We start from the raw sequence: 18,801 nt of genomic DNA on the forward strand, positions 1-18,801 counted from the left end.
GCGGGCTTTTTTATTTCAGGCTCCGGGAACCATCATCGACACGCCTACTTGTTAAATCGTCCCGAGGGCCTTACCCCTTTCAAACACACAGCCCCCGCTTTTAAGCCGGAGGTTAGAGACTATGAAAATGCATAACGATCCCCACTCCTGGACGGAGTTTATCGAACTACTCCACAGTTGGTGGCGTGGCGAAACGCCGATGGGTGCCGTATTGCTATCGGTTGCCATGGCCGCATTGCGAATCGCTTACGGCGGTGGCGGCTGGAAGAAAATGCTCCTTGAGGGGGCAATCTGTGGAGCTCTGACCCTTACTGCTGTGTCAGCTCTTGATTACTTCAACCTTCCGCAGTCCCTGTCGATTGCTATAGGCGGCGCACTCGGTTTTGTTGGCGTAGAGCAAGTGAAGGTTATGGCTTCCCGGGTGTTTAATTCTCGGTTTGGAGGCGGTGATGCAAACCAGTGATAAAGGCATTGCCCTGATCAAGCAATTCGAAGGCTGCAGGCTTACCGCGTACCAGGACAGCGTTGGCGTCTGGACGATCGGCTATGGCTGGACTCTGCCTGTCGACGGGAAACCAATCCGCGCCGGGATGACGATTAAGCAGGAAACGGCAGAACGCCTGCTGAAGACAGGACTAGTCAGCTACGAAAGTGACGTGTCCCGCCTGGTTAAAGTCGATCTGACTCAGGGGCAATTCGATGCTCTGGTGTCTTTCACTTACAATCTCGGTGCCCGGTCTTTGTCAACATCTACGCTCCTGCGAAAACTCAACGCCAGTGATTACGCTGGCGCAGCTGATGAGTTCCTGCGCTGGAATAAAGCTGGTGGTAAAGTCCTGAATGGCCTGGCCCGTCGGCGCGAGGCGGAGCGCGCTCTGTTCCTGTCATGATTAGCGCGCTGGTTAAGCGTTACTGGATGCAATTGCTGGTAGTGGTCCTAATTGGTGTGTTGACGTTCTTCGTCAACCGATACCGAGACAATGCTATCACCTACAAAGACCAGCGCGATAAAGCCACTGAGAAACTCAGCATGGCTAACGCCACCATTAAAGACATGCAGACCCGCCAGCGTGATGTCGCTGCACTGGATGCCAAATACACGAAGGAATTAGCAGATGCGAATGCTGAGAATAACAGGCTTCGTGCTGATGTTGTCGCTGGTAAGCGTCGGCTGCAAATCGCCGCCACCTGCTCCAAAGACGAAACCACCGGATCCTCCGGCCTGGTTGATGGCTCAAGCCCTCGACTTACAGCAGATGCTGAACTCAATTATTGGCGTCTCAGAGACGGGATCGCCGCCGTCACAAAGCAACTGACCGGCCTGCAGGAATACGTTCGGACTCAGTGCCTGAAATAATACGGAGGTGAGCATGTATTCGTATGGCGAAAGACCGCCTACGCATTCCACACTGCAATGCCGGGGTCATGCATCCGTTACCACATGAATAACCAAGCCTCGCAATAGCGGGGCTTTTTCATGCGCATCTCACGCGCACATCAACGAGAGCCTTTCAGTAAGCGAGCCTGAGAAATGCCGTTATAGGTGGCGACCTCTCTCGGGCGGCTTTTCTGTGAGACAGGCTCACTTTCTAAAAGGTAAAGACGCTATGAATAATCCGTCAGTTATTCCGGCCTTCGACTTCCGCGAAATGGTCACGACCCTCGACAACAAGATAATCACCACATCACTCAAGGTGGCGGATTACTTTGGCAAGCGACACAAAGACGTTTTGCGTGCCATACGTAACCTGAAATGCTCCGATGACTTCACCCAGCGCAATTTTGCGCCCATTGATTTCATTGATAAAAATGGCGATGTTCAGCCTATGTATAACATCACCCGCGACGGATGCATGATGCTAGTGATGGGATTCACTGGCAAAACAGCTGCCGCAGTGAAGGAGTGTTACATCAATGCCTTCAACTGGATGGCCGAGCAGCTAAACCGGCGCATGGCGATGGGTGAAGAATTGCAGCATCGCTACGCCATCAAAGAAACGCGCTCAAAGCTGAAAGGCACGATAGGCAGCCGGTTGATGAACGAGCGGAAGAAAGAGAAGCGCGTTTTGGCATTGGAGCATGAACACATCATGCAGGTCACTCAGCCAGAACTCCTCATTGGTAGCTAACTACCTCTAATAATTTTCTCCCGCGTCGTCCTGTCGCTGTCTCACCATCTTAACGAAGACCACGCCGCCTAAGCGGTCTCCCTCCGTGCGAGTGGATGGTGTTAATCAATAACAGGTCATACCGCGATTTACCCGCTTAATCTATGGCGCCGGGTTTACGCACATGACAGCTAATCTGCGCTGCGGTAGACGAAGCAGAGTTATTACAGAAGCTCCTTACGAGGGGCTTCGATAATGACAATTTCTATTTTAGAAGGACATAGAAATGCCTACTAAGAAGCAACCAGGTAGGCCAGCAGGAACCCAAAAGACTGGTGGCCGCCAAAAAGGAACACCAAACAAGGTGACTGCAGACGTCAAACTAATTGCCCAGACCTACGGCGAGGAAGCGGTTAAGGCGTTAGTGAAAATACTACGTGACGACGAAGCACCTGCCGCAGCAAAGGTATCAGCAGCAAAAGAAATAATGGATCGCGCCTACGGTAAAGCCACTCAGCCAATGGAACATTCAGGTAGCGGTGGCGGGCCAATTGAGCACAACCATAACGTAGCCGTAGACGAAAAGGCGCTTAACAGCATATTGAGCAAACTATGAGCCAAATACTCGAATGGGAAGATTTGAGCGAAGCAGAACGCCAAGCCATCAAAGTCCTGTCCGAGCGCTCATTTCTGGCCTTTAACCGCATATTCTTTCAGTTGTTGCAGGGTGAGAAGTGGTCAGTTAACTGGCATCACCGATACATTGCGCAGGTGATTGAAGATATCGTTGCCGGCAAACGCCGTAATGTTGTCTTCAACGTTCCTCCAGGCAGTGGGAAAACCGAGATGTTAAGCATCCATGCGCCAGTGTGGACAATGCTGAACTGCCAGAAGGTAAGAAACCTCAACATCTCCTTCAGCGACACACTGACAAAGCGTAACAGCCGCAGAAGCCGAGAAATCATCACGTCAGCTGAGTTTCAGACGCTATGGCCTCACTCGCTGGGCGTTAATCAGGCTGACGAATGGCAGTTGCTGAACGATGACGGCAAGGTTAAAGCCGAAGTAGTAAGCCGCGCAGCAAGCGGTCAGATTACCGGATCGCGTGGCGGTTATCAGATGCCGGGATTTTCAGGGTGGATAAACCTTGATGACTTCGACAAGCCTCTTGATGTTTTCTCAGAGGTGAAGCGCAAAAAGGCACAGCAGACATTAACCAACACCATCCGCTCTCGTCGTGCCAATAAGTCAAAAGATAACCCGACACCAATCGTCGCCATTCAGCAGCGGCTGCACACAGACGACAGCAGTGCATTCATGCTGTCTGGAGCAATGGGTATCGACTTCGAGCACGTCATCATCCCTGCGCTCATTGATGAAGCCTATATCGATTCTTTACCAGAATGGATTCAGGAGCATTGCTGGAATGACGTCAAAGACAGCGAAAAGATGCGAGGCTACTGGTCATATTGGCCTGCCAACGAATATGTTGGTGATCTGTGTCGCCAATGGGATACGGATGAATACACGTTCATGTCTCAGGGCATGCAGAAGCCTATCAAGCTAGGCGGCAACGTATTTGATGGTTCCTGGTGGCAGACATACGGACCTGACGGTGATAAGCCAGAGCCTGAACGCTTCGAATACCGATTCACTACCGCAGATACAGCGCAGAAGACGGCTAACCATAACGACTGGTCGGTACTGTGCGAGTGGGGTGTGTACAAAGACGACCTCTATCTCATCCACATGGAGCGCGGCAAGTGGAAGGCACCAGAGCTGGAAACAAACTTCAAAGCGTTTATCTCTCAGGCGTGGCGTAAGAATCGGGAAGCCGGAACGCTGAGAAAAATCTACGTTGAAGATAAATCCAGTGGCACGGCTCTTATTCAGAACCTTGAGAAGAAACTTCCCATCAAGATAACCGCTCTACAGCGAAACAAAGACAAAGTTACCCGGGCAATGGACGTTTTGCCGGTAGTCAAAGCTCAGCGTGTCTACCTTCCAGCTGACGCTTCATTCTCCTCAGAGTTTATCGCTGAGCACAGTGCTTTCACCTACGACGACACTCACGACCACGACGACATCGTGGATAACCTTATCGACGCCGTGACTGAGGAATTACTCCTTGGCAGTGATGCCCTACGCAGACTAAAGGCGCTTGCAAGCTGAGAACTCACATGGCTAAACGCAATAACAGGCAGCAAAAGAAAATCGACAAGAAGATGAACATGGACAGCTATCAAAATGTGTTCATGAACCTCGGCACAGGTGGAGACAGGTCAGCATACAGCCGTATCCGTACAGCGCACCTGCTAACCAAAGCAACGCTCGACAGCATCTATCTCGGAGACGGTTTAGGTCGTCGCATCATCGACGTGGTAGCAGACGAAATGTTTCGTGCCGGCTTCACCGTAGACGGCGCAAACAATGAGCCGGAGATCAGGTCTCGCTGGGATGAGCTCAACCTCACTCAGCAGTTTACTGACGCAGTGGCATGGGCTCGCTTATATGGCGGCTCGTTGATGCTATTCGGCGTTAATGATGGCGGAGACCTTCAGTCACCAATAGGCGAGGGTGAACTTGAGTTTGTCCGTGTTTATGACCGATATCAGGTGCAGCCTTTCCTGCGCGATACTAACCCTGAAAGCGCAACGTACGGAGAGATAACTCAGTACCAGATCAACCCTATCTCAGGAACGCCTTACTACGTTCACGCCAGCAGATGCCATGTGTTCGACGGAGAGCGACTGCCTAACCAGATTCGTCATCAGAATCAGGGGTGGGGCGCTTCATGCTTGCAGGGTGTTTATCAGGCGCTGACTGATTACGGCATGAGCCACGCACACGCTACAAGCCTTCTTGAGCGCAAACAGCAGGGCGTCTGGTCTGCCGCTGACCTGGCTGACCTGTGCAAAGATGGTGAAGGACGCGATGCTGTTCAGGCTCGTCTCAATATGGTCGACATGACTCGCAGCAACGGCAATACCATCGGCGTGGACGCGAGCACTGAGAAGTACGAGCTGCTTAATGGCTCTCTGGAAGGGGTAGTCGATGTACAGGACCGCAAACAGTTACGCATATCAGCGCTGACCGGAATTGATGAGCAAATCCTGTTCACCAAAACGCCATCAGGTCAGGGCGCGGATAAAACCACCGTTCCTGAGTCATGGAAGCAGCTGATTGGCCGCAAGCAGAAGGATGAGGCGAGACCTGCAATAGAAAAGGTGGTCAACTTCCTCACCACTGATAAAACATGGACGATTAAATTCAATCCTCTCTCAGTACCAACAGAGAAAGAGCAGGCAGAGACGGCTAACCAGTGGTCACAGGCTGATGAGCGCTATTCGCAGCTTGGATGGGTGAGCAACGATGAAGGTGTCGCCACACTGAAAAAACGTGGAGGCTACGTCTATCCGGAGATGAGCAATGGCTAAAGTCTGGCTTCATCCCTATGGCATAGAACGTGACTACACCAACGCGCTTGTAAAAGCCACCAGGCAGTTCAACAGAGAAATAAACTCAGCATACGGCGATATCCGTTTCGATGGCTGGCAGGACGATATGTCGGCTGTGCTGGCCTATCTCCGCAATGCTGGCAACCGCATCTTTCAGCCAGTAATTGAACGGCTGCCGACATTCTTCGCGCTAACGAGTCAGTTTAACGACAAGCAATGGCGGCTGGTCGTGAAGGGTGGAACTGGCTATGACATCCCGCCATCGCAGGCTGTTATTGCCGGCCAGACAACTGCTCCAGTCTCATCAGGTGCGCTTGGTGTTGACGCTTATCGCGCAGAGCCATGGCTGAGAGAGATGCAGGAGTTATGGGTATCAGAGAACACCAGGCTGATTAAATCCATACCTGCTGACGAACTGGCGGACATGGAAGGCATCATCCAGCGCGGTGTAATGAACGGATCAAGTGCTGACACTATCAAAAAGCAGATTCAGGAGCGCTATGGCGTCACTGAGAGGCGCGCAAAGCTGATTGCAGTTGACCAGATAGGAAAGGCCAATTCAGCGCTCACAAAGCAGCGTCAGGCCGATGCCTGGATAACTGGATACAAATGGCGCGGTGTGCTTGATGAACGCGAAAGGCCTGAGCACAGAGCGCGAGAAGGTAATTCATACAAGTGGAGCAACCCACCGACTGATGGACATCCGGGGCAACCTGTCCGCTGTCGATGTTATGCAGAGCCCGACTGGTCTGGTTCAGTTTTCGATATCGGCGAATAAATAAGGCAAAACATGAAAACAGTATCTCGCTTCGATGTGGGAGAACTCCGTGCGTCCGTAAACGAGGATGGCTATCTGGAGGACGTACCGGTAGTAGGTCGCGTTGGTATCCAGTTATACCGAAATCCAGATGGCTCAGTGCGTCGTGAGCTACGCCCACCTGAAGAAGTATTCAACGCTGACTCACTGGCTAGCTTCAAAGGCAAGCCGATCACTATCGGTCACCCGGGGGCGGTTAATTCCCGCAACGCTAAAAAGCACATGGTCGGAACCATGCTTGAGCCAGGCAGACAGGATGGTGAAAACGTCAAAGTGCCAATCATGGTCTATGACGAGAACGCCATTAACTCAGCAACCAGCGGCAGGACAAAGCAACTATCCCTCGGCTACCGACTCGACCTCGATGAGACTCCAGGCCAATGGAACGGTCAGCCATATGACGCCGTGCAGCGAAACATCCGCATCAATCATCTCGCGCTCGTATCTAAAGCCCGGGCCGGTGATGTAGCAATACTGAATCTCGACGGTGATGAAGAAATCACCTTAGACGATGACGACAACCAACCAAAAGGTAAAACAATGCAGAAATTGCGACTCGACAACGGGCTTGAGTACGATGCTTCTCCTGAAGTCGTCGTGGCGTTCAACGCCCTTAAACAGGATGCAGAGGACGCTAATACCAAGCTGTCCGAAGCGCAAACAACCATCTCCACCATCACAGCAGAGCGCGACACTCTGAAAGCTGACGCAGCAGAGTTTGAAAACAAGCTGAAGCAGGCTCGCGAAGATGCAGAGAAAACCATTAAAGCTCGCACCGAACTCGAAGCAAAAGCAGAGAAGCACGGCATCAAATGTGATGGCCTGGATGATATTGCCGTCAAGAAAGCGGTTGTAGCCAAGCTGAAGCCATCCATCAAGCTCGACGGCAAAGATGACACCTATATCAACGTCGCTTTCGACATGGCGATTGAGTCAGCGCCTATGGAGCAGCAGCGCAAAATCGTCAATCAGGACAAAGCCCAAACCCGCGATGACTCCGCTGAACCTAAAGGCTCTGCCGCTGCTCGCAAAAAATACCTCGACCGCCTGCACGGCAAAAAGGAGACAGCATAATGCCTGTTCAGACTTCCTACGATAACGACATGCAGATCGCAATGCCCGGCATGCGTTCAGATTCAACCCATCAAATCACAGATGGTTGCAACGCAGCACAAGGCGCTATCAAGCCTGGCTATGTGGTGGCTCGCGTATCAGTGGCTAACGACAAGCGCGTAGTTAAGCAAGTATCTGCGGCTGGCGATGCAGCAAACCTGATGGGTATCTGCCGCTTCAGCCACTACGGCTGCGTAACCGGTCAGTATGAAGACGGTGATGCCGTCAACGTGATGACGTGGGGCCGAATCTGGGCTGTAACCACCTTATCAGCAGCACCAACCATGGGTACAGGTGTTAACGTTCTGACCTCTGGTGCAGACGCTGGCAAGGTAGCAGCGATCGGCGGATCTCTGGCTCTTGGCTGGGTGTTTACTGGTAAGTTTACCACTTTCAAAAACAGCGCTGGCGCAACAGTTAACCTGGCTGAAGTTCAAATCCGCAACCAGACCACACAGCCAACCGCATAAGGAACAATAATGGAACAGATGAATTACGACGAAGCGGACCTGTTCGCTATTGAACACGGCGCGGCGGCTAACGGCATCCGACTGGATGAAGGGGAGTCAATCTTCCTGGCTCGTGAACTGGACTACGTTAAGACCAAGGTTTACGAAGTCGAATACCCTGCACTGACTGCGACCACTCTCTTCCCAGTGACATCAGAAATTGAAGTGGTCAACAAAAACTGGCCACCGAGTTAGAGTTTTTCCAGTATCGATTTTCCGATTCGTTTGGGGGTAACCCACCGTTATATTCGTGCGGTCTTAGTGCGCTGTAATATCCAACGATATAATCCGTTATGGCGTGAGCTGCCTCGCTGAAGCTTACGTAACCCACCACCGGTATCCATTCGTTCTTCAGACTTCTGAAGAAGCGTTCCATTGGGCTGTTATCCCAGCAATTTCCGCGCCGGCTCATACTCTGCCTGATCTGGTATCGCCACAATAACTGCCGGAACTGCCTGCTCGTATAATGACTGCCCTGATCGCTGTGGAACATCACCCCGCCGGGCTTACCACGGGTTTCCCATGCCATTTCCAGCGCTTTCATGGTGAGCCTGCTGTCCGGCGAGAACGACATGGCCCAGCCCACTGGTTTTCTTGCGAACAGGTCGAGAACAACGGCGAGGTACGCCCAGCGCTTACCCGTCCAGATATAGGTCACATCACCGCACCACACCTGATTTGGCTCGGTCACGGCGAACTGCCGTTCAAGGTAGTTAGGGATAGCAACATGTTCATGACCACCACGTTTATACCGGTGAGTCGGCTGCTGACAGCTGACCAGCCCCAGCTCTTTCATGAGCCTGCCAGCAAGCCAGCGTCCCATCTGGTAGCCTCTCCGGGTTGCCATTGTGGCGATGCTTCTTGCTCCGGCCGAACCGTGGCTGATGCCATGTAGCTCAAGTACCTGACTGCGTAATACAGCCCGTCTGCCGTCTGGTTTTTCAGGACGGTTTTTCCAGTATCTGTAGCTGCTGCGATGAACCCCGAACACATGGCAGAGTGTGACCACAGGATAATGCGCTCTGAGTTTCCCGATTATCGAGAACTGTTCAGGGAGTCTGACATCAAGAGCGCGGTAGCCTTTTTTAATATTTCATTCTCCATTTCAATGCGTTGTAGCTTTTTCCTCAGCTCACGTATTTCGATTTGTTCTGGTGTTATCGGAGAGGCTTTTGGTGTTTTGCCCTGACGCTCATCACGCAGTTGTTTGACCCATCTTGTCATTGTGGAAAGGCCAACATCCATAGCTTTGGCGGCATCTGCCACCGTGTAGTTCTGGTCAACAACCAGTTGAGCGGATTCGCGTTTAAACTCTGCGCTGAAATTTCTTTTTTTCATTGGAGCACCTGTGTTGTTCTGAGGTGAGCATATCACCTCTGTTCAGGTGGCCAAATTCAGTGTGCCACTTCAAATCCCTTCATACGCCAAAACGTTCACTTACGGCGTATGGGATGCAGTAGGCATGGCGCGTATCATCGCTGACTACTCTGACGACCTGCCAAATGTCGGCGTTAACTATCGTGAAGAAACCGGGAAGGTGTTCAGCCTGGGTAACTTCTACGAATACAGCCTGATGGAAATCCGAGCATCACAGGCAACCGGTAAGAATCTGCCAACTCGTCTGGCTAACGCTGCCCGTCGAGCGCACGACGTGAAGGTTAATGACCTGGCGTTCTACGGCGATGATGATTATCAGATCGTCGGCGTTCTTGAGCATCCAAATATTCCAGTAACCACATCTGCTGGCTGGACTACTGGCGAGATCGCTTCTGGTGAACTGGAAGATGCAGTATCAGCAATCGAAACGGTAACTAAAGGCTTGCACTCTGCGAACGTGATCGCACTGCCGCCAAGCGCCTTTAAAATCCTGTCCAAGCCGATGCCAAACACCAATACGTCTTACATGACCTACTTCAACACCCAGTATCCGGGTATGCAGTGGATTCGTGTTAACGAGCTGGAAGACATCGATGGCGCAGGCACTAAGGCCGCTCTGGTAATGGAACGTAACGCTGATAACGCATCCATGGAAATCCCGCAGCCGTTCGAACAACTGCCACCTCAGGCTAACAACCTGGCGTTCAATATTCCATGCCACAGCCGCGCTACCGGCGTACAGGTTTACCTGCCGCTGACCCTGCATCTCATCAAAGGCATTTAAGAGGCTTCGGCCTCTTTTCTTAAGGACTACCAATGAAGATTACCAACGCATCAGCACGACTGTATTACATCGCCGGCCAGAAGCTGGCACCAGGCCAGACTGCCGAAGTGGAAGACTCCTGGAAGGACAATAAAACGGTGCAGGCATCCATTACCAAAGGTGAGCTGCGACTCGCTGATAAAGATGAAGCCGTAACCGCCAGTCAGGTAGAGAAAAAAGATAAGGACAAGAAGTAATGAACATTGCCGCATTTGAAGGACTTACGCCTCTGGAAATCTTCCGCAAGCTAGCGCCTGAATTTGCGGCTGTTCCTGATGAGGTTGTTCAAGGGTACATCGAACTTGCATCACTGTTTGTCTGCGAAGACGAGTACGGAGACGCCTATAACGTAGCTCTGGCTCTAATGGCGGCCCATATCATGGCATCGCCTGGCGGTTACTCTGATAACGGTTCCACATCATCTGGTCGCATCCTCTCACGCAAGGAAGGTGATCTGGCAATCACTTATGGCAACGTATCAGGTGATTCCAGTTACCTCAGTGGGACTACATACGGAAACCTGCTGCAACTGCTCCGCAAGAAGAGAGGGGCAGGATTCTCGATTATGACTCGCGGAGTCGTGGGGGGATGCTTGTGTCAGTAAAAATTACAGACAACAAGCGGCAATGGGAAAGGTTAAGGCGAGAGATCAAGGCTGCCGGAAGCAAAGAGGTGGTTGTCGGAATCCAGAAGGGTGAAGTCAATGATGGAGTGCTTGTCGCTGAATACGCAGCATGGAACGAATTCGGTACGAGGACAATCCCATCACGACCATTCATGCGCACATACTTCGACACATCAGTCTCTCGGCTGGAAAGGTTCGCTACAAATGGAGTAACGCAAATTCTCCTCGGTAGAGCTACCTTTTCTCAGTTTCTGAATGCGGCTGGCGTATTTATGGTGGATGGCGTCAAGAAGAGCATCTCTGGAGGTGCCTGGACTCCAAACTCTCCGGTTACGATAGCGTTGAAGGGTTCATCAAAGCCGCTTATAGACACTGGCGTAATGCTTAATTCAGTCACCTTCGCCATTCATGATTACGGAAGGTCACAATGAGCAATCCGTTTCGCAGGCCTTATCAGGTATATACTCCATCGCCGTCGACTTTGGTTAACGGCGTGATTTTAGATGGGGTAATGACGGAGTCAACCGCTTACTTCAGCGTGCAAAGCATAAAAGATACGCAGGAGATTGAAAGCCTGGAGGAAGGGAGGAGATTAACTGATTATCGCCGGCTGTACAGCGACACTAAGCTTCAGATTACTGATGATTTCCCCATGGCTCAGCCTGCACTTGTCGTTATTGATGGTTTTAACTACGAAGTTAAGCACCGTGAACCATGGCAAAACGGAATCATACCCCACTATAAATATTATGTGGTAAGGAAACGCGATGGCTGAAACCACAGTGTCGAATTTCGTTCCTGATGCTGTAGAGTCTGCCGCTTACCGTGTTTTGTCCCAGCTATTACCCGTACCTCTCGCTTACGCCAATCAGAATAACTCCCGGATTCCTCTGCCTTATGCCACGCTTCGTGTATCAACGCGTACGACCATTGGCAGGGATGAGCATGGCGAAGTAGACGACGAAGGTGTAATGCCGTCACACGGCGTTAGAGAAGGAACGGTGATGGTTAATGTGTACGGCGGAAGCGCACGAGAGTATTGCGACGATCTGATTAATAACATCCGTAAAACCACATCACGCTACCTGATGCGCAGAGAAAAATTCGTTATCGCAAACAGTGACCAGGTTAACGACCTTACAGCTCTGCGAGATGAAGCAAACTTCGAAGCGATGGCGAATGTAGACCTTACATTCCGCTACACCGGCAAGTACACGGATAACGTAGGGCTCATAGAAACCGTTGATGCGACAGGCGACATCGGCGGGATAGAAACACACCTCACTATCGCCGTCACATCCGACTAATCAACACGGAGTTTCATCAATGGCAAATCTAAGCCAGATTGCCAACGTGAATATTTCGCTGGACACAGCGAGTATCGCGAAGGCGTCATTCGGCATTCCACTTGCAGTTTCGCCGACAACGGCATTCAGTGAGCGAATCCGTAAATATTCAAGCTACAGCGCAGCGCAGCAAGACGGACTTGACCCGCAGACGCTCAAAGCGCTTTCAGCAGTATTCAGTCAGACGCCACGCCCAAATCAGGCATGGGTAGGTCGACGAAACGCCGTTTCTGTAGACCTGACAGTAACAAACGCGACGATCACAACGGGCAACATTTTCGCATTCAGCGTGAATGGCACTACCGTAACGTACACCGCAGCGAGTGGCGATGATGCTTCTGATGTATATACCGGTCTGAAAACAGCGCTTGCGGCACAATCTGTAGTTGATGCGTTGTTTACCAGCACCGCTGATGCTGAAGGACTGCACTTGGTAGTGAAAGTTCCTGAGACAGCAACCATCGTTAAGCCAGTGACCAACCTGTCAATCGCAACCGCAGGCTCAGCAGACGGATTAGAAGCGGATCTTAACGCCATTCAGCAGGAAGACCCGGGCTGGTACGGATTTGCTCTGGTAGAACGTGGTGACGCGCTAATTCAGGGTGCAGCGGCATGGGCTGAGACGCAAACGAAACTCTTCTTCGCATGCAGCGATACTGCTGATATCTGGACGTCTGCTGATGACGATATCGCATCGCAGTTGCAGGACCTTCAATATCTGCGTACAGCTCTGATTGCTCACAAGGCAGCCGCTACTGAGTACCCTGAAATGGCATGGATGGGTCGATGCTTCACCATAGCGCCCGGTGGCGAAACGTGGGCACTTAAAACACTGGCAGCTATCACGCCGAGCAAGTTCAGCGACACAGAGCAGAGCTACATCTTCCAGAAGAACGCCAACGCCTACGAACAGTACGCAGAAAGCACCTATCTGATTAACAAAGGCAAGGTTGCATCTGGCGAATGGATTGATGTTGTGCGATTCCGTGACTGGCTTGTAGACACAATTCAGAAGAACATGGCTTCTCTGATGATCCGCCAGAAGAAGGTGCCTTACACCAATGGAGGCATTGCCCTCATCGTCAACAACCTGAACGGTTCACTTATTCAGGGTCAACAGGCAGGCGGCATCGCTCCTGACGAGCGTGACAGCGAAGGCAACACAATCCCTGGCTTCCGTATCACTTACCCTAATGCAGCCGACGTATCTGCTGATATCAAAGCTACCCGCACTCTCTATATCGAGTTTGTGGCGCTTCTGGCTGGCGCAATCCAGGTGGTCGAAATCACCGGCTCACTCACCTATAGCTACGAGGGCTAATTATGGCTGCTGAATTAACTGGCTCTTATGACGGCTCAGAAGTATTTGTCACTATCGGCCCGCTGCTATTAACCGGCTTCAGTGATGGAGACTCCATTACGGCTCGTAAGAACGCCAACTTCTATGAATCACGCGCTGGCCTCGATGGCTCAGTAGGTCGCGCGCGAGTAACGGATAAGCGTGGGCAGATCGAGCTTCATCTTTTGCAGACATCCGCGGCAAACGACGAACTATCTGCACTGATGAACCTTGATTCATTAACGCAGGACGGCAAGGCGGTTTATCCGGTATCAGTAACTGATTTCTCTGGTCGTACTGTTATTGCAGCAGGCCAGGCTTGGCTTTATCAGCTCGGCGACGTGGCTTTCTCAACTAACGAGGTTGGTGAACGCATTTACACCTTTGAATGTGCTGACCTGAAATTCTCCCTCGGTGGTAACAACGTTTAACAATGCCGCCTTCGGGCGGTTTTTTTGAGGTCCATATGTCTCATGAATTCGCTACCTTCCATATCGGTGACAAAGAGTTTAAAGCCGCCAAAATGAACGCCTTCGCTGCGGCAAAGCACTTAGTAAAACTGAAAACGCTGCTTGATAAAGGCCTGGCTTCAGGCGGAGATGCAAATGCCATTCAGTTGCTTTCTGGTATTGATGAAAAGACGCTGGAGGAGGTCATAATCCCTATCCTGCGAGATTCATCAACATTCAGCGTTACTGATGAGAAGAAAATCGACAGCCCTAACGCAATGAACCTTGTGTTCACCGTAGACACGCTGTTCGACTTCTTCGAGCTGTGTTGGGAAGTGCTGAAGCTCAACTTCACCCCTTTTTTTACGAAAGTTCTCACCCTGTTTGGGTTAAGCCCAGAAGAGCTGGCAAATCGGGTTCAGTCACTGGCGAAAAGCGCGACCCAGGAAAGTTAAGGGAAGATGTTGAAACAGAGCTATGGGTATGGCGTCCGATAATGAGAAATATGTGTACGGTTGCAGAGGTGAAGTCAGGCCTTATCACATGCGAAGACCTGCTCAAGCTTAACGCCCTCATAGAGATGACCGACTATCTGAACACGCCAATGGAGAAGTAAATGGTTATTCGAGAATTTCTGATCCGTCTCGGTCTTACTGGCTCAGATAATGTAGGTCGAGGACTGGACAGAGTAGACGGAAAGGTCGATAAAACCATTCAGTCATTCAATGCGCTTGGCGGTGTGCTTGCTACGGTATTCGGTGCTGTAACCATCTCAAACATTGCCAAAACTGCTGACGAGATGCAGTCTCTGGAGGCTCGCATTGGCATGCTGCCGCAGACCATCACTACCGGCGCAGAAGCATTCGACGCTGTGGCTCAAAGGGCAATTGCAGCCAGGCAGGGCATTGAAGAGTACGCATCATTTTACATCAAAGCTGGTAACGCCACTCAGGACTTCTATAAAGATCAGGAACAGGTATTACAGCTTACCGATGCAGTATCCATAGCGCTTGCTGCTTCAGGCTCAACAGCTGTTGCGCAGGGACAGGCTTTCTTCCAGCTTGGTCAGGCAATTGGTTCTCCAACTGTCCAGATGGAAGAGATGAACACGCTTATCGATGTGGCTCCTGACCTGTTCAGAGCGCTTGGTAAAGCCATTCCAGGGGCGAACAATAACCTTAAGGCTTTCATATCTACCGGTAAGGTTACGGGGAAAATGCTTGCTGAGGGGTTGATTAAAGTCATTCCGCAATTTGTCGACCAGTTTAAACAAATGCCTATGACTATTGGCCAGGCGCTTGTTCTGGTAAATAACAGATGGTCGATGTTTATCAACAGGCTTAACCGCAGCAGCGGAGCTGTGACATGGGTGGCAAATAAGTTCCTGTGGATGGCTGATAAAATAGAGTATGCACTGGACTCAGTTATCGATGCTCTTGGTGGCGCAGAGAACGCCGTAAAACTGCTTGGCGTAGCCCTTGGTGCAGCAGGCCTTGTAGGTTCTGTTTATCTCCTATCAGCAGCATTTACCGCACTGACAAGCCCTGTATTTTTGGTGATAGCTGCACTTGCTGCTTTGTTCCTTGTTGGTGAGGACATTAATTCCTGGCTCAATGGCAATAAATCGCTTCTGGGAGACATGATAGGACCGGTTTCTGAGTACACCGATTCAATCAACTCTTTAAAAGTGGCCCTTACAGACATGAAGGACATGGCTGTGTGGGCGTTGAACGTTCTCAACAGTCTCGCCAACTTCTTCAACTCCAGTCAGGACAAAGTTCAGGAATGGGGAGATCAGTTAGGAACAACAAAATTTGCGCCATGGCTGAAGGAAAAGGCAGGGTGGCTTGTTGAGGATTTAGGTAAGTGGGCTTCGTGGGGAAATGCACAAACAAACGGTGCTTTTGATATCCCCAGGATGTGGTCAGATACGCTTGCAGGGGTCAGAGGTTTCAACCAGGATGCAAAAGGTGGAAATACTCTACTCCCGAGCTATCAATCTCTTTCACTGCCACCGCCATCAGCAGTGTCTGGTCCTAAGATAGACGTCAACATCGGCAATATCTCAGTGCCTGCCGGAACGTCTGACGAGCAGGTTAAATTTCTCCAGGATAGCGCCAAGTCAGCATTCAGTGACTACGGATGGAATGCGCTGGGTAACACATTAAACTTCAACACTGGAGGTTAGCATGGCAACTGATGTGCTTGGCTTCCTCTGGAACTCGGCAGGCGACAGCTCCTTCAGACTCAACGACCCGGGCGTCGGCAATCTTGAGTTCGACACGCTGGACCAGGAAACACATGAATGGTCGCGAGATGTAACAATGAATCCCGTAGAAAACGGGTCGCCAATATCGGATCACATTATCCGTCAGCCGAAAAAGATTACCGTTGCCGGCATGATAAGCAACGCGCCGGTGACGGGGGTATTAACTCAGGCAGCAAACGCTCTGGATAGCGGCTTCGACGGGGAAGACAGGGTTAACACAGCGATCAAGCTGCTTGACTCGCTCTATCTTTCAAACGAACTGGTAACCATCTACACCAAAAATTACACCTACGAAAATATGCTGATTCAGGGAATTAACATTCCCAGAAGGGTGGATGATGGTGATGCGGTAAACTTTACGATAGATGCTGTTCAGGCAAATATCGTCAGCACAGCTACGACAGAGGTTCCTCCTGGTATAGGCGTCAGGAAAACGGATGCGACCAGTAATGGCGCTACTGCTAAAGCAGGAACATCAAACTCATCAGACCCAGCTACGGCTAACCGGGCTACGCCAACAAAAAACGTTGGCAAGAATACGGGTTCAATTCTGAGTCAGGCTTTGGATGGGTTATCCGGCTCGGGCGGTAAACTTCAGGAATATCTCGGCAACATCATAGGTAATGTTACCCCATGACCCCACTAAATTTTCAGGCTGGATTTACTGACCAGACATTGCAAGCTGTTTTCGACGATACACCGGTTACGCTTCGCCTGCGATGGAATGAGCGCTTTGGCTTCTGGTCGCTTGGTATCTATGACCGTGAGTCATTGCCGATCATAACTGGAGTTAAGCTTGTACAGAATTACCCGCTTCTAAAGAACTTCAGTTTCGATAACTTCGCCGGCGATATCTATTTCATCCGTACGTATGGTGAAAAGGTTCGTCCTGATATCGATTCGATTGGAGGCGATCACCTGTTGGTGTATGCCACTAAGGAAGAAATAGATGAGTTTGTTTCTGCGAACGGGTGAAATAATTGTAGGTCAGCCTCAGGGTGAGGCAGTAAGCATTAAAGACCTGCGATTCGAGTTCGACATCACCAAAACAGCCAGCAAAACCGCCAACGAAGCATCACTCAAAATCTACAACGCCGCACCCACAACAATCACTCTGATGGAGACCGTAAATAACGTGGTCATCATCAAGGCCGGCTACCTCAATGATATCGGCGCTATCACCATCTTCACAGGCACCACATGCCGTAGTCTGACATATCAGGATGGTCCTGACATCATCACGGAAATGGAGTTAAGGGACAGTGTCATACCTTTACGCGACGCCAAGATTAGCGTTTCCTTCCCTCCAAATACGTCAGCAATGACAGTGCTGGATGGGGTGGCGAAGAACTTCGGACTGCCAATCAAGAAGAGCATCAGCAAGGTTCAGGATAAGCAGTACGTCGGCGGATATGCCTATAACGGAAGGGTTCGCGATGCCATGGACAGGGTCTGTAATTATCTCGGGCTGGAGTGGAGTGCTCAGGATAGCGAAATACAGATTATCAAAAAGGGTGGCGTTTATGCAGACACGGCTGTCGTGCTGTCGAAAGACACTGGCATGATCGGATATCCCCGTCGTGAAGCAAAAACCATGACCGAGAAGACGGCAGCCAAGCAGGGCATCAAATACGGTCAGAAAGGCATCGTCAGGACGGTTGTGGATGTCGAAGACCCTACAGCAAAGCTCAAAGACCGTGTAACTCTTGAAGTGCAGGGCTACCGGGTGAAGTCCCTCCTCAACCCTGCCATTTATCCAGGCGCTTATGTTCAGCTTAAATCTCGCGGAATTGATGGAGAGTTCTTCAGGGTTGAAGAAGCACATTACACCGGAGATACGCACGGGCAGGAATGGAGCGTGGAAGCGCTATTGAGGTTTATCTGATGGCTGATAACAGTGATGTAGTAGAAGCGCTCAGACGGCTTGTCAGTTCGGAAATGGACTCTGTAAACACGGCACTTCCATGTACCGTGGTGAGTTATTCAGGCGGGAAGGTAACGGTAAAGCCTGATGGAGAGAAAATATACGCAGATGGCGATACCAACGCCTATCCTGTGCTCAGCGATTTACGCATGGTGTGGCCGCAGTTTGCAAATGGTCAGGCTGGATTGAAAGGCCCCGTCCAGGCTGGTGATAAATGCCTTTTGGTGGTTTGCCAGCAGGCAACCGATGGTAGTGACGACACAAGGCGATTCGACATCATCGACTCATACGTTATTCCAGGGGCTGGTTACAGCGACGCTGTTCCTGGCAACGATGACGTGAGGATGTATTTTGGCGATGCCTTTATTGCTATTGATGCCAACGGGAAAATGACTATAAACGCGCCAGGTGGTGTTGAAGAGACAACCCCACTCCATACCGTTAAAGGAAGAATGACCGTTGAGCAGCTATTTACCTACCAGGGCGGCATGACTGGATCAGGTGGTGAAACATCGGTGGCTACCATTACAGGGACGATGCAGGTAATTGGTGACGTGGTTATAAATGGTATTAAAATAGGCACTCACAAACATCCTGGCGATAGTGGTGGAACCACTGGAGAGCCTATTAACTAACGGGGCAAC

General features: G+C 50.9%; 26 protein-coding genes. 25 read left to right on the forward strand and 1 reads right to left on the reverse strand.

Annotated features, from left to right (window positions below; all coding sequences use genetic code 11):
• The first annotated feature begins 121 nt into the window (after positions 1-121).
• The 11 genes from L3068_RS09915 (at position 122) to L3068_RS09965 (ending at position 8,200) form a co-directional block, all read left to right on the forward strand.
• Positions 122-463: a phage holin, lambda family gene (locus L3068_RS09915; protein WP_023311421.1), complete on the forward strand. Its 342-nt coding sequence runs from the start codon at positions 122-124 to the stop codon at positions 461-463.
• Entirely contained in the window at positions 447-890 is a 444-nt protein-coding gene (locus L3068_RS09920) for a lysozyme (protein ID WP_117581916.1), read from the forward strand. The genes L3068_RS09915 and L3068_RS09920 overlap by 17 nt, the downstream gene beginning before the upstream one ends.
• A complete protein-coding gene (locus L3068_RS09925; RefSeq protein ID WP_236904813.1) occupies positions 887-1,357 on the forward strand; it encodes a lysis protein in 471 nt (156 codons plus the stop codon). Before L3068_RS09920 ends, L3068_RS09925 begins: the two co-directional genes overlap by 4 nt.
• Before the next feature lie 250 nt (positions 1,358-1,607).
• Complete coding sequence (locus tag L3068_RS09930) at positions 1,608-2,129, forward strand: Rha family transcriptional regulator (RefSeq protein ID WP_236904814.1); 522 nt, start codon at positions 1,608-1,610, stop codon at positions 2,127-2,129.
• Between the two features lie 265 nt (positions 2,130-2,394).
• Positions 2,395-2,724 (forward strand): hypothetical protein, encoded by a 330-nt coding sequence (locus L3068_RS09935; RefSeq protein WP_236904815.1) that lies wholly within the window; start codon positions 2,395-2,397, stop codon positions 2,722-2,724.
• Positions 2,721-4,280, forward strand: a complete 1,560-nt coding sequence (terL, locus tag L3068_RS09940) for a phage terminase large subunit (protein WP_236904816.1) — start codon at positions 2,721-2,723, stop codon at positions 4,278-4,280. The genes L3068_RS09935 and terL overlap by 4 nt, the downstream gene beginning before the upstream one ends.
• 8 nt (positions 4,281-4,288) lie before the next feature.
• On the forward strand, positions 4,289-5,545 hold the full coding sequence (locus L3068_RS09945; protein ID WP_236904817.1) for a phage portal protein: 1,257 nt from the start codon (positions 4,289-4,291) through the stop codon (positions 5,543-5,545).
• Entirely contained in the window at positions 5,538-6,344 is an 807-nt protein-coding gene (locus tag L3068_RS09950; protein ID WP_236904818.1) for a phage head morphogenesis protein, read from the forward strand. Before L3068_RS09945 ends, L3068_RS09950 begins: the two co-directional genes overlap by 8 nt.
• Before the next feature lie 12 nt (positions 6,345-6,356).
• Positions 6,357-7,457, forward strand: coding sequence for a DUF2213 domain-containing protein (locus L3068_RS09955; protein ID WP_129328185.1), 1,101 nt, complete (start codon positions 6,357-6,359; stop codon positions 7,455-7,457).
• Complete coding sequence (locus L3068_RS09960; protein WP_236904819.1) at positions 7,457-7,966, forward strand: structural cement protein Gp24; 510 nt, start codon at positions 7,457-7,459, stop codon at positions 7,964-7,966. The genes L3068_RS09955 and L3068_RS09960 overlap by 1 nt, the downstream gene beginning before the upstream one ends.
• A gap of 9 nt (positions 7,967-7,975) precedes the next feature.
• Complete coding sequence (locus L3068_RS09965; protein WP_236904820.1) at positions 7,976-8,200, forward strand: hypothetical protein; 225 nt, start codon at positions 7,976-7,978, stop codon at positions 8,198-8,200.
• Here L3068_RS09965 and L3068_RS09970 read toward each other — a convergent pair.
• Positions 8,175-9,343, reverse strand: a protein-coding gene (locus L3068_RS09970; protein WP_094461488.1) for an IS3-like element IS911 family transposase whose coding sequence is annotated in 2 segments (ribosomal slippage) — positions 8,175-9,094 and positions 9,094-9,343 — 1,170 coding nt in all. Because the reading frame shifts where the segments join, the coding sequence is not laid out codon by codon here. The two genes, L3068_RS09965 and L3068_RS09970, sit on opposite strands and share 26 nt — an antisense overlap.
• A gap of 61 nt (positions 9,344-9,404) precedes the next feature.
• On the opposite strand from L3068_RS09970, the gene L3068_RS09975 reads away from it, so the two are divergent.
• The 14 genes from L3068_RS09975 to L3068_RS10040 all read left to right on the forward strand — a co-directional run bounded on the left by L3068_RS09975 (position 9,405) and on the right by L3068_RS10040 (position 18,792).
• Positions 9,405-10,166, forward strand: coding sequence for a DUF2184 domain-containing protein (locus L3068_RS09975; protein ID WP_236904821.1), 762 nt, complete (start codon positions 9,405-9,407; stop codon positions 10,164-10,166).
• 32 nt (positions 10,167-10,198) lie between these two features.
• Positions 10,199-10,402: a hypothetical protein gene (locus L3068_RS09980; RefSeq protein ID WP_129328182.1), complete on the forward strand. Its 204-nt coding sequence runs from the start codon at positions 10,199-10,201 to the stop codon at positions 10,400-10,402.
• Positions 10,402-10,809 (forward strand): DUF4054 domain-containing protein, encoded by a 408-nt coding sequence (locus L3068_RS09985; protein ID WP_129328181.1) that lies wholly within the window; start codon positions 10,402-10,404, stop codon positions 10,807-10,809. Before L3068_RS09980 ends, L3068_RS09985 begins: the two co-directional genes overlap by 1 nt.
• On the forward strand, positions 10,794-11,261 hold the full coding sequence (locus L3068_RS09990) for a phage virion morphogenesis protein (protein WP_233176671.1): 468 nt from the start codon (positions 10,794-10,796) through the stop codon (positions 11,259-11,261). The genes L3068_RS09985 and L3068_RS09990 overlap by 16 nt, the downstream gene beginning before the upstream one ends.
• Positions 11,258-11,605, forward strand: coding sequence for a hypothetical protein (locus tag L3068_RS09995; RefSeq protein ID WP_236904822.1), 348 nt, complete (start codon positions 11,258-11,260; stop codon positions 11,603-11,605). The genes L3068_RS09990 and L3068_RS09995 overlap by 4 nt, the downstream gene beginning before the upstream one ends.
• Positions 11,598-12,137 (forward strand): phage neck terminator protein, encoded by a 540-nt coding sequence (locus L3068_RS10000; RefSeq protein WP_129328178.1) that lies wholly within the window; start codon positions 11,598-11,600, stop codon positions 12,135-12,137. The genes L3068_RS09995 and L3068_RS10000 overlap by 8 nt, the downstream gene beginning before the upstream one ends.
• A 19-nt stretch (positions 12,138-12,156) precedes the next feature.
• On the forward strand, positions 12,157-13,497 hold the full coding sequence (locus L3068_RS10005; RefSeq protein WP_236904823.1) for a DUF3383 family protein: 1,341 nt from the start codon (positions 12,157-12,159) through the stop codon (positions 13,495-13,497).
• A gap of 2 nt (positions 13,498-13,499) precedes the next feature.
• Positions 13,500-13,946 (forward strand): phage structural protein, encoded by a 447-nt coding sequence (locus L3068_RS10010; protein WP_006809752.1) that lies wholly within the window; start codon positions 13,500-13,502, stop codon positions 13,944-13,946.
• Between the two features lie 2 nt (positions 13,947-13,948).
• Positions 13,949-14,419, forward strand: a complete 471-nt coding sequence (locus L3068_RS10015) for a phage tail assembly chaperone (protein WP_236904824.1) — start codon at positions 13,949-13,951, stop codon at positions 14,417-14,419.
• A gap of 161 nt (positions 14,420-14,580) precedes the next feature.
• A complete protein-coding gene (locus L3068_RS10020; protein ID WP_236904825.1) occupies positions 14,581-16,152 on the forward strand; it encodes a tape measure protein in 1,572 nt (523 codons plus the stop codon).
• A gap of 1 nt (position 16,153) precedes the next feature.
• Positions 16,154-16,870 carry a phage baseplate protein gene (locus tag L3068_RS10025; RefSeq protein ID WP_236904826.1) on the forward strand — a complete coding sequence of 239 codons (717 nt, stop codon included), beginning with the start codon at positions 16,154-16,156 and terminating at the stop codon, positions 16,868-16,870.
• On the forward strand, positions 16,867-17,208 hold the full coding sequence (locus L3068_RS10030; protein WP_129328174.1) for a phage baseplate plug family protein: 342 nt from the start codon (positions 16,867-16,869) through the stop codon (positions 17,206-17,208). Before L3068_RS10025 ends, L3068_RS10030 begins: the two co-directional genes overlap by 4 nt.
• Entirely contained in the window at positions 17,183-18,118 is a 936-nt protein-coding gene (locus tag L3068_RS10035; protein ID WP_129328173.1) for a phage protein, read from the forward strand. The genes L3068_RS10030 and L3068_RS10035 overlap by 26 nt, the downstream gene beginning before the upstream one ends.
• The gene (locus tag L3068_RS10040) at positions 18,118-18,792 is read left to right on the forward strand and encodes a Gp138 family membrane-puncturing spike protein (RefSeq protein WP_236904827.1); all 675 of its coding nucleotides are present in this window, start codon (positions 18,118-18,120) and stop codon (positions 18,790-18,792) included. The genes L3068_RS10035 and L3068_RS10040 overlap by 1 nt, the downstream gene beginning before the upstream one ends.
• Positions 18,793-18,801: the final 9 nt, after the last annotated feature.

The organism is Enterobacter cloacae complex sp. ECL414, assembly GCF_021869685.1.
Lineage (GTDB): Bacteria > Pseudomonadota > Gammaproteobacteria > Enterobacterales > Enterobacteriaceae > Enterobacter > Enterobacter kobei.

Bases quoted from the DNA above. Each gene is read 5' to 3' on its own strand.
- L3068_RS10025 (WP_236904826.1), top strand. From the start codon at position 16,154: ATGGCAACTGATGTGCTTGGCTTCCTCTGGAACTCGGCAGGCGACAGC.
- L3068_RS10035 (WP_129328173.1), top strand. From the start codon at position 17,183: ATGAGTTTGTTTCTGCGAACGGGTGAAATAATTGTAGGTCAGCCTCAG.
- terL (WP_236904816.1), top strand. From the start codon at position 2,721: ATGAGCCAAATACTCGAATGGGAAGATTTGAGCGAAGCAGAACGCCAA.
- L3068_RS09950 (WP_236904818.1), top strand. From the start codon at position 5,538: ATGGCTAAAGTCTGGCTTCATCCCTATGGCATAGAACGTGACTACACC.
- L3068_RS09955 (WP_129328185.1), top strand. From the start codon at position 6,357: ATGAAAACAGTATCTCGCTTCGATGTGGGAGAACTCCGTGCGTCCGTA.
- L3068_RS09995 (WP_236904822.1), top strand. From the start codon at position 11,258: ATGAGCAATCCGTTTCGCAGGCCTTATCAGGTATATACTCCATCGCCG.
- L3068_RS09925 (WP_236904813.1), top strand. From the start codon at position 887: ATGATTAGCGCGCTGGTTAAGCGTTACTGGATGCAATTGCTGGTAGTG.
- L3068_RS10005 (WP_236904823.1), top strand. From the start codon at position 12,157: ATGGCAAATCTAAGCCAGATTGCCAACGTGAATATTTCGCTGGACACA.
- L3068_RS10040 (WP_236904827.1), top strand. From the start codon at position 18,118: ATGGCTGATAACAGTGATGTAGTAGAAGCGCTCAGACGGCTTGTCAGT.
- L3068_RS09935 (WP_236904815.1), top strand. From the start codon at position 2,395: ATGCCTACTAAGAAGCAACCAGGTAGGCCAGCAGGAACCCAAAAGACT.
- L3068_RS10015 (WP_236904824.1), top strand. From the start codon at position 13,949: ATGCCGCCTTCGGGCGGTTTTTTTGAGGTCCATATGTCTCATGAATTC.
- L3068_RS09965 (WP_236904820.1), top strand. From the start codon at position 7,976: ATGGAACAGATGAATTACGACGAAGCGGACCTGTTCGCTATTGAACAC.
- L3068_RS09985 (WP_129328181.1), top strand. From the start codon at position 10,402: ATGAACATTGCCGCATTTGAAGGACTTACGCCTCTGGAAATCTTCCGC.
- L3068_RS10010 (WP_006809752.1), top strand. From the start codon at position 13,500: ATGGCTGCTGAATTAACTGGCTCTTATGACGGCTCAGAAGTATTTGTC.
- L3068_RS10030 (WP_129328174.1), top strand. From the start codon at position 16,867: ATGACCCCACTAAATTTTCAGGCTGGATTTACTGACCAGACATTGCAA.
- L3068_RS10020 (WP_236904825.1), top strand. From the start codon at position 14,581: ATGGTTATTCGAGAATTTCTGATCCGTCTCGGTCTTACTGGCTCAGAT.
- L3068_RS09960 (WP_236904819.1), top strand. From the start codon at position 7,457: ATGCCTGTTCAGACTTCCTACGATAACGACATGCAGATCGCAATGCCC.
- L3068_RS09930 (WP_236904814.1), top strand. From the start codon at position 1,608: ATGAATAATCCGTCAGTTATTCCGGCCTTCGACTTCCGCGAAATGGTC.
- L3068_RS09945 (WP_236904817.1), top strand. From the start codon at position 4,289: ATGGCTAAACGCAATAACAGGCAGCAAAAGAAAATCGACAAGAAGATG.
- L3068_RS09990 (WP_233176671.1), top strand. From the start codon at position 10,794: ATGCTTGTGTCAGTAAAAATTACAGACAACAAGCGGCAATGGGAAAGG.
- L3068_RS10000 (WP_129328178.1), top strand. From the start codon at position 11,598: ATGGCTGAAACCACAGTGTCGAATTTCGTTCCTGATGCTGTAGAGTCT.
- L3068_RS09915 (WP_023311421.1), top strand. From the start codon at position 122: ATGAAAATGCATAACGATCCCCACTCCTGGACGGAGTTTATCGAACTA.
- L3068_RS09980 (WP_129328182.1), top strand. From the start codon at position 10,199: ATGAAGATTACCAACGCATCAGCACGACTGTATTACATCGCCGGCCAG.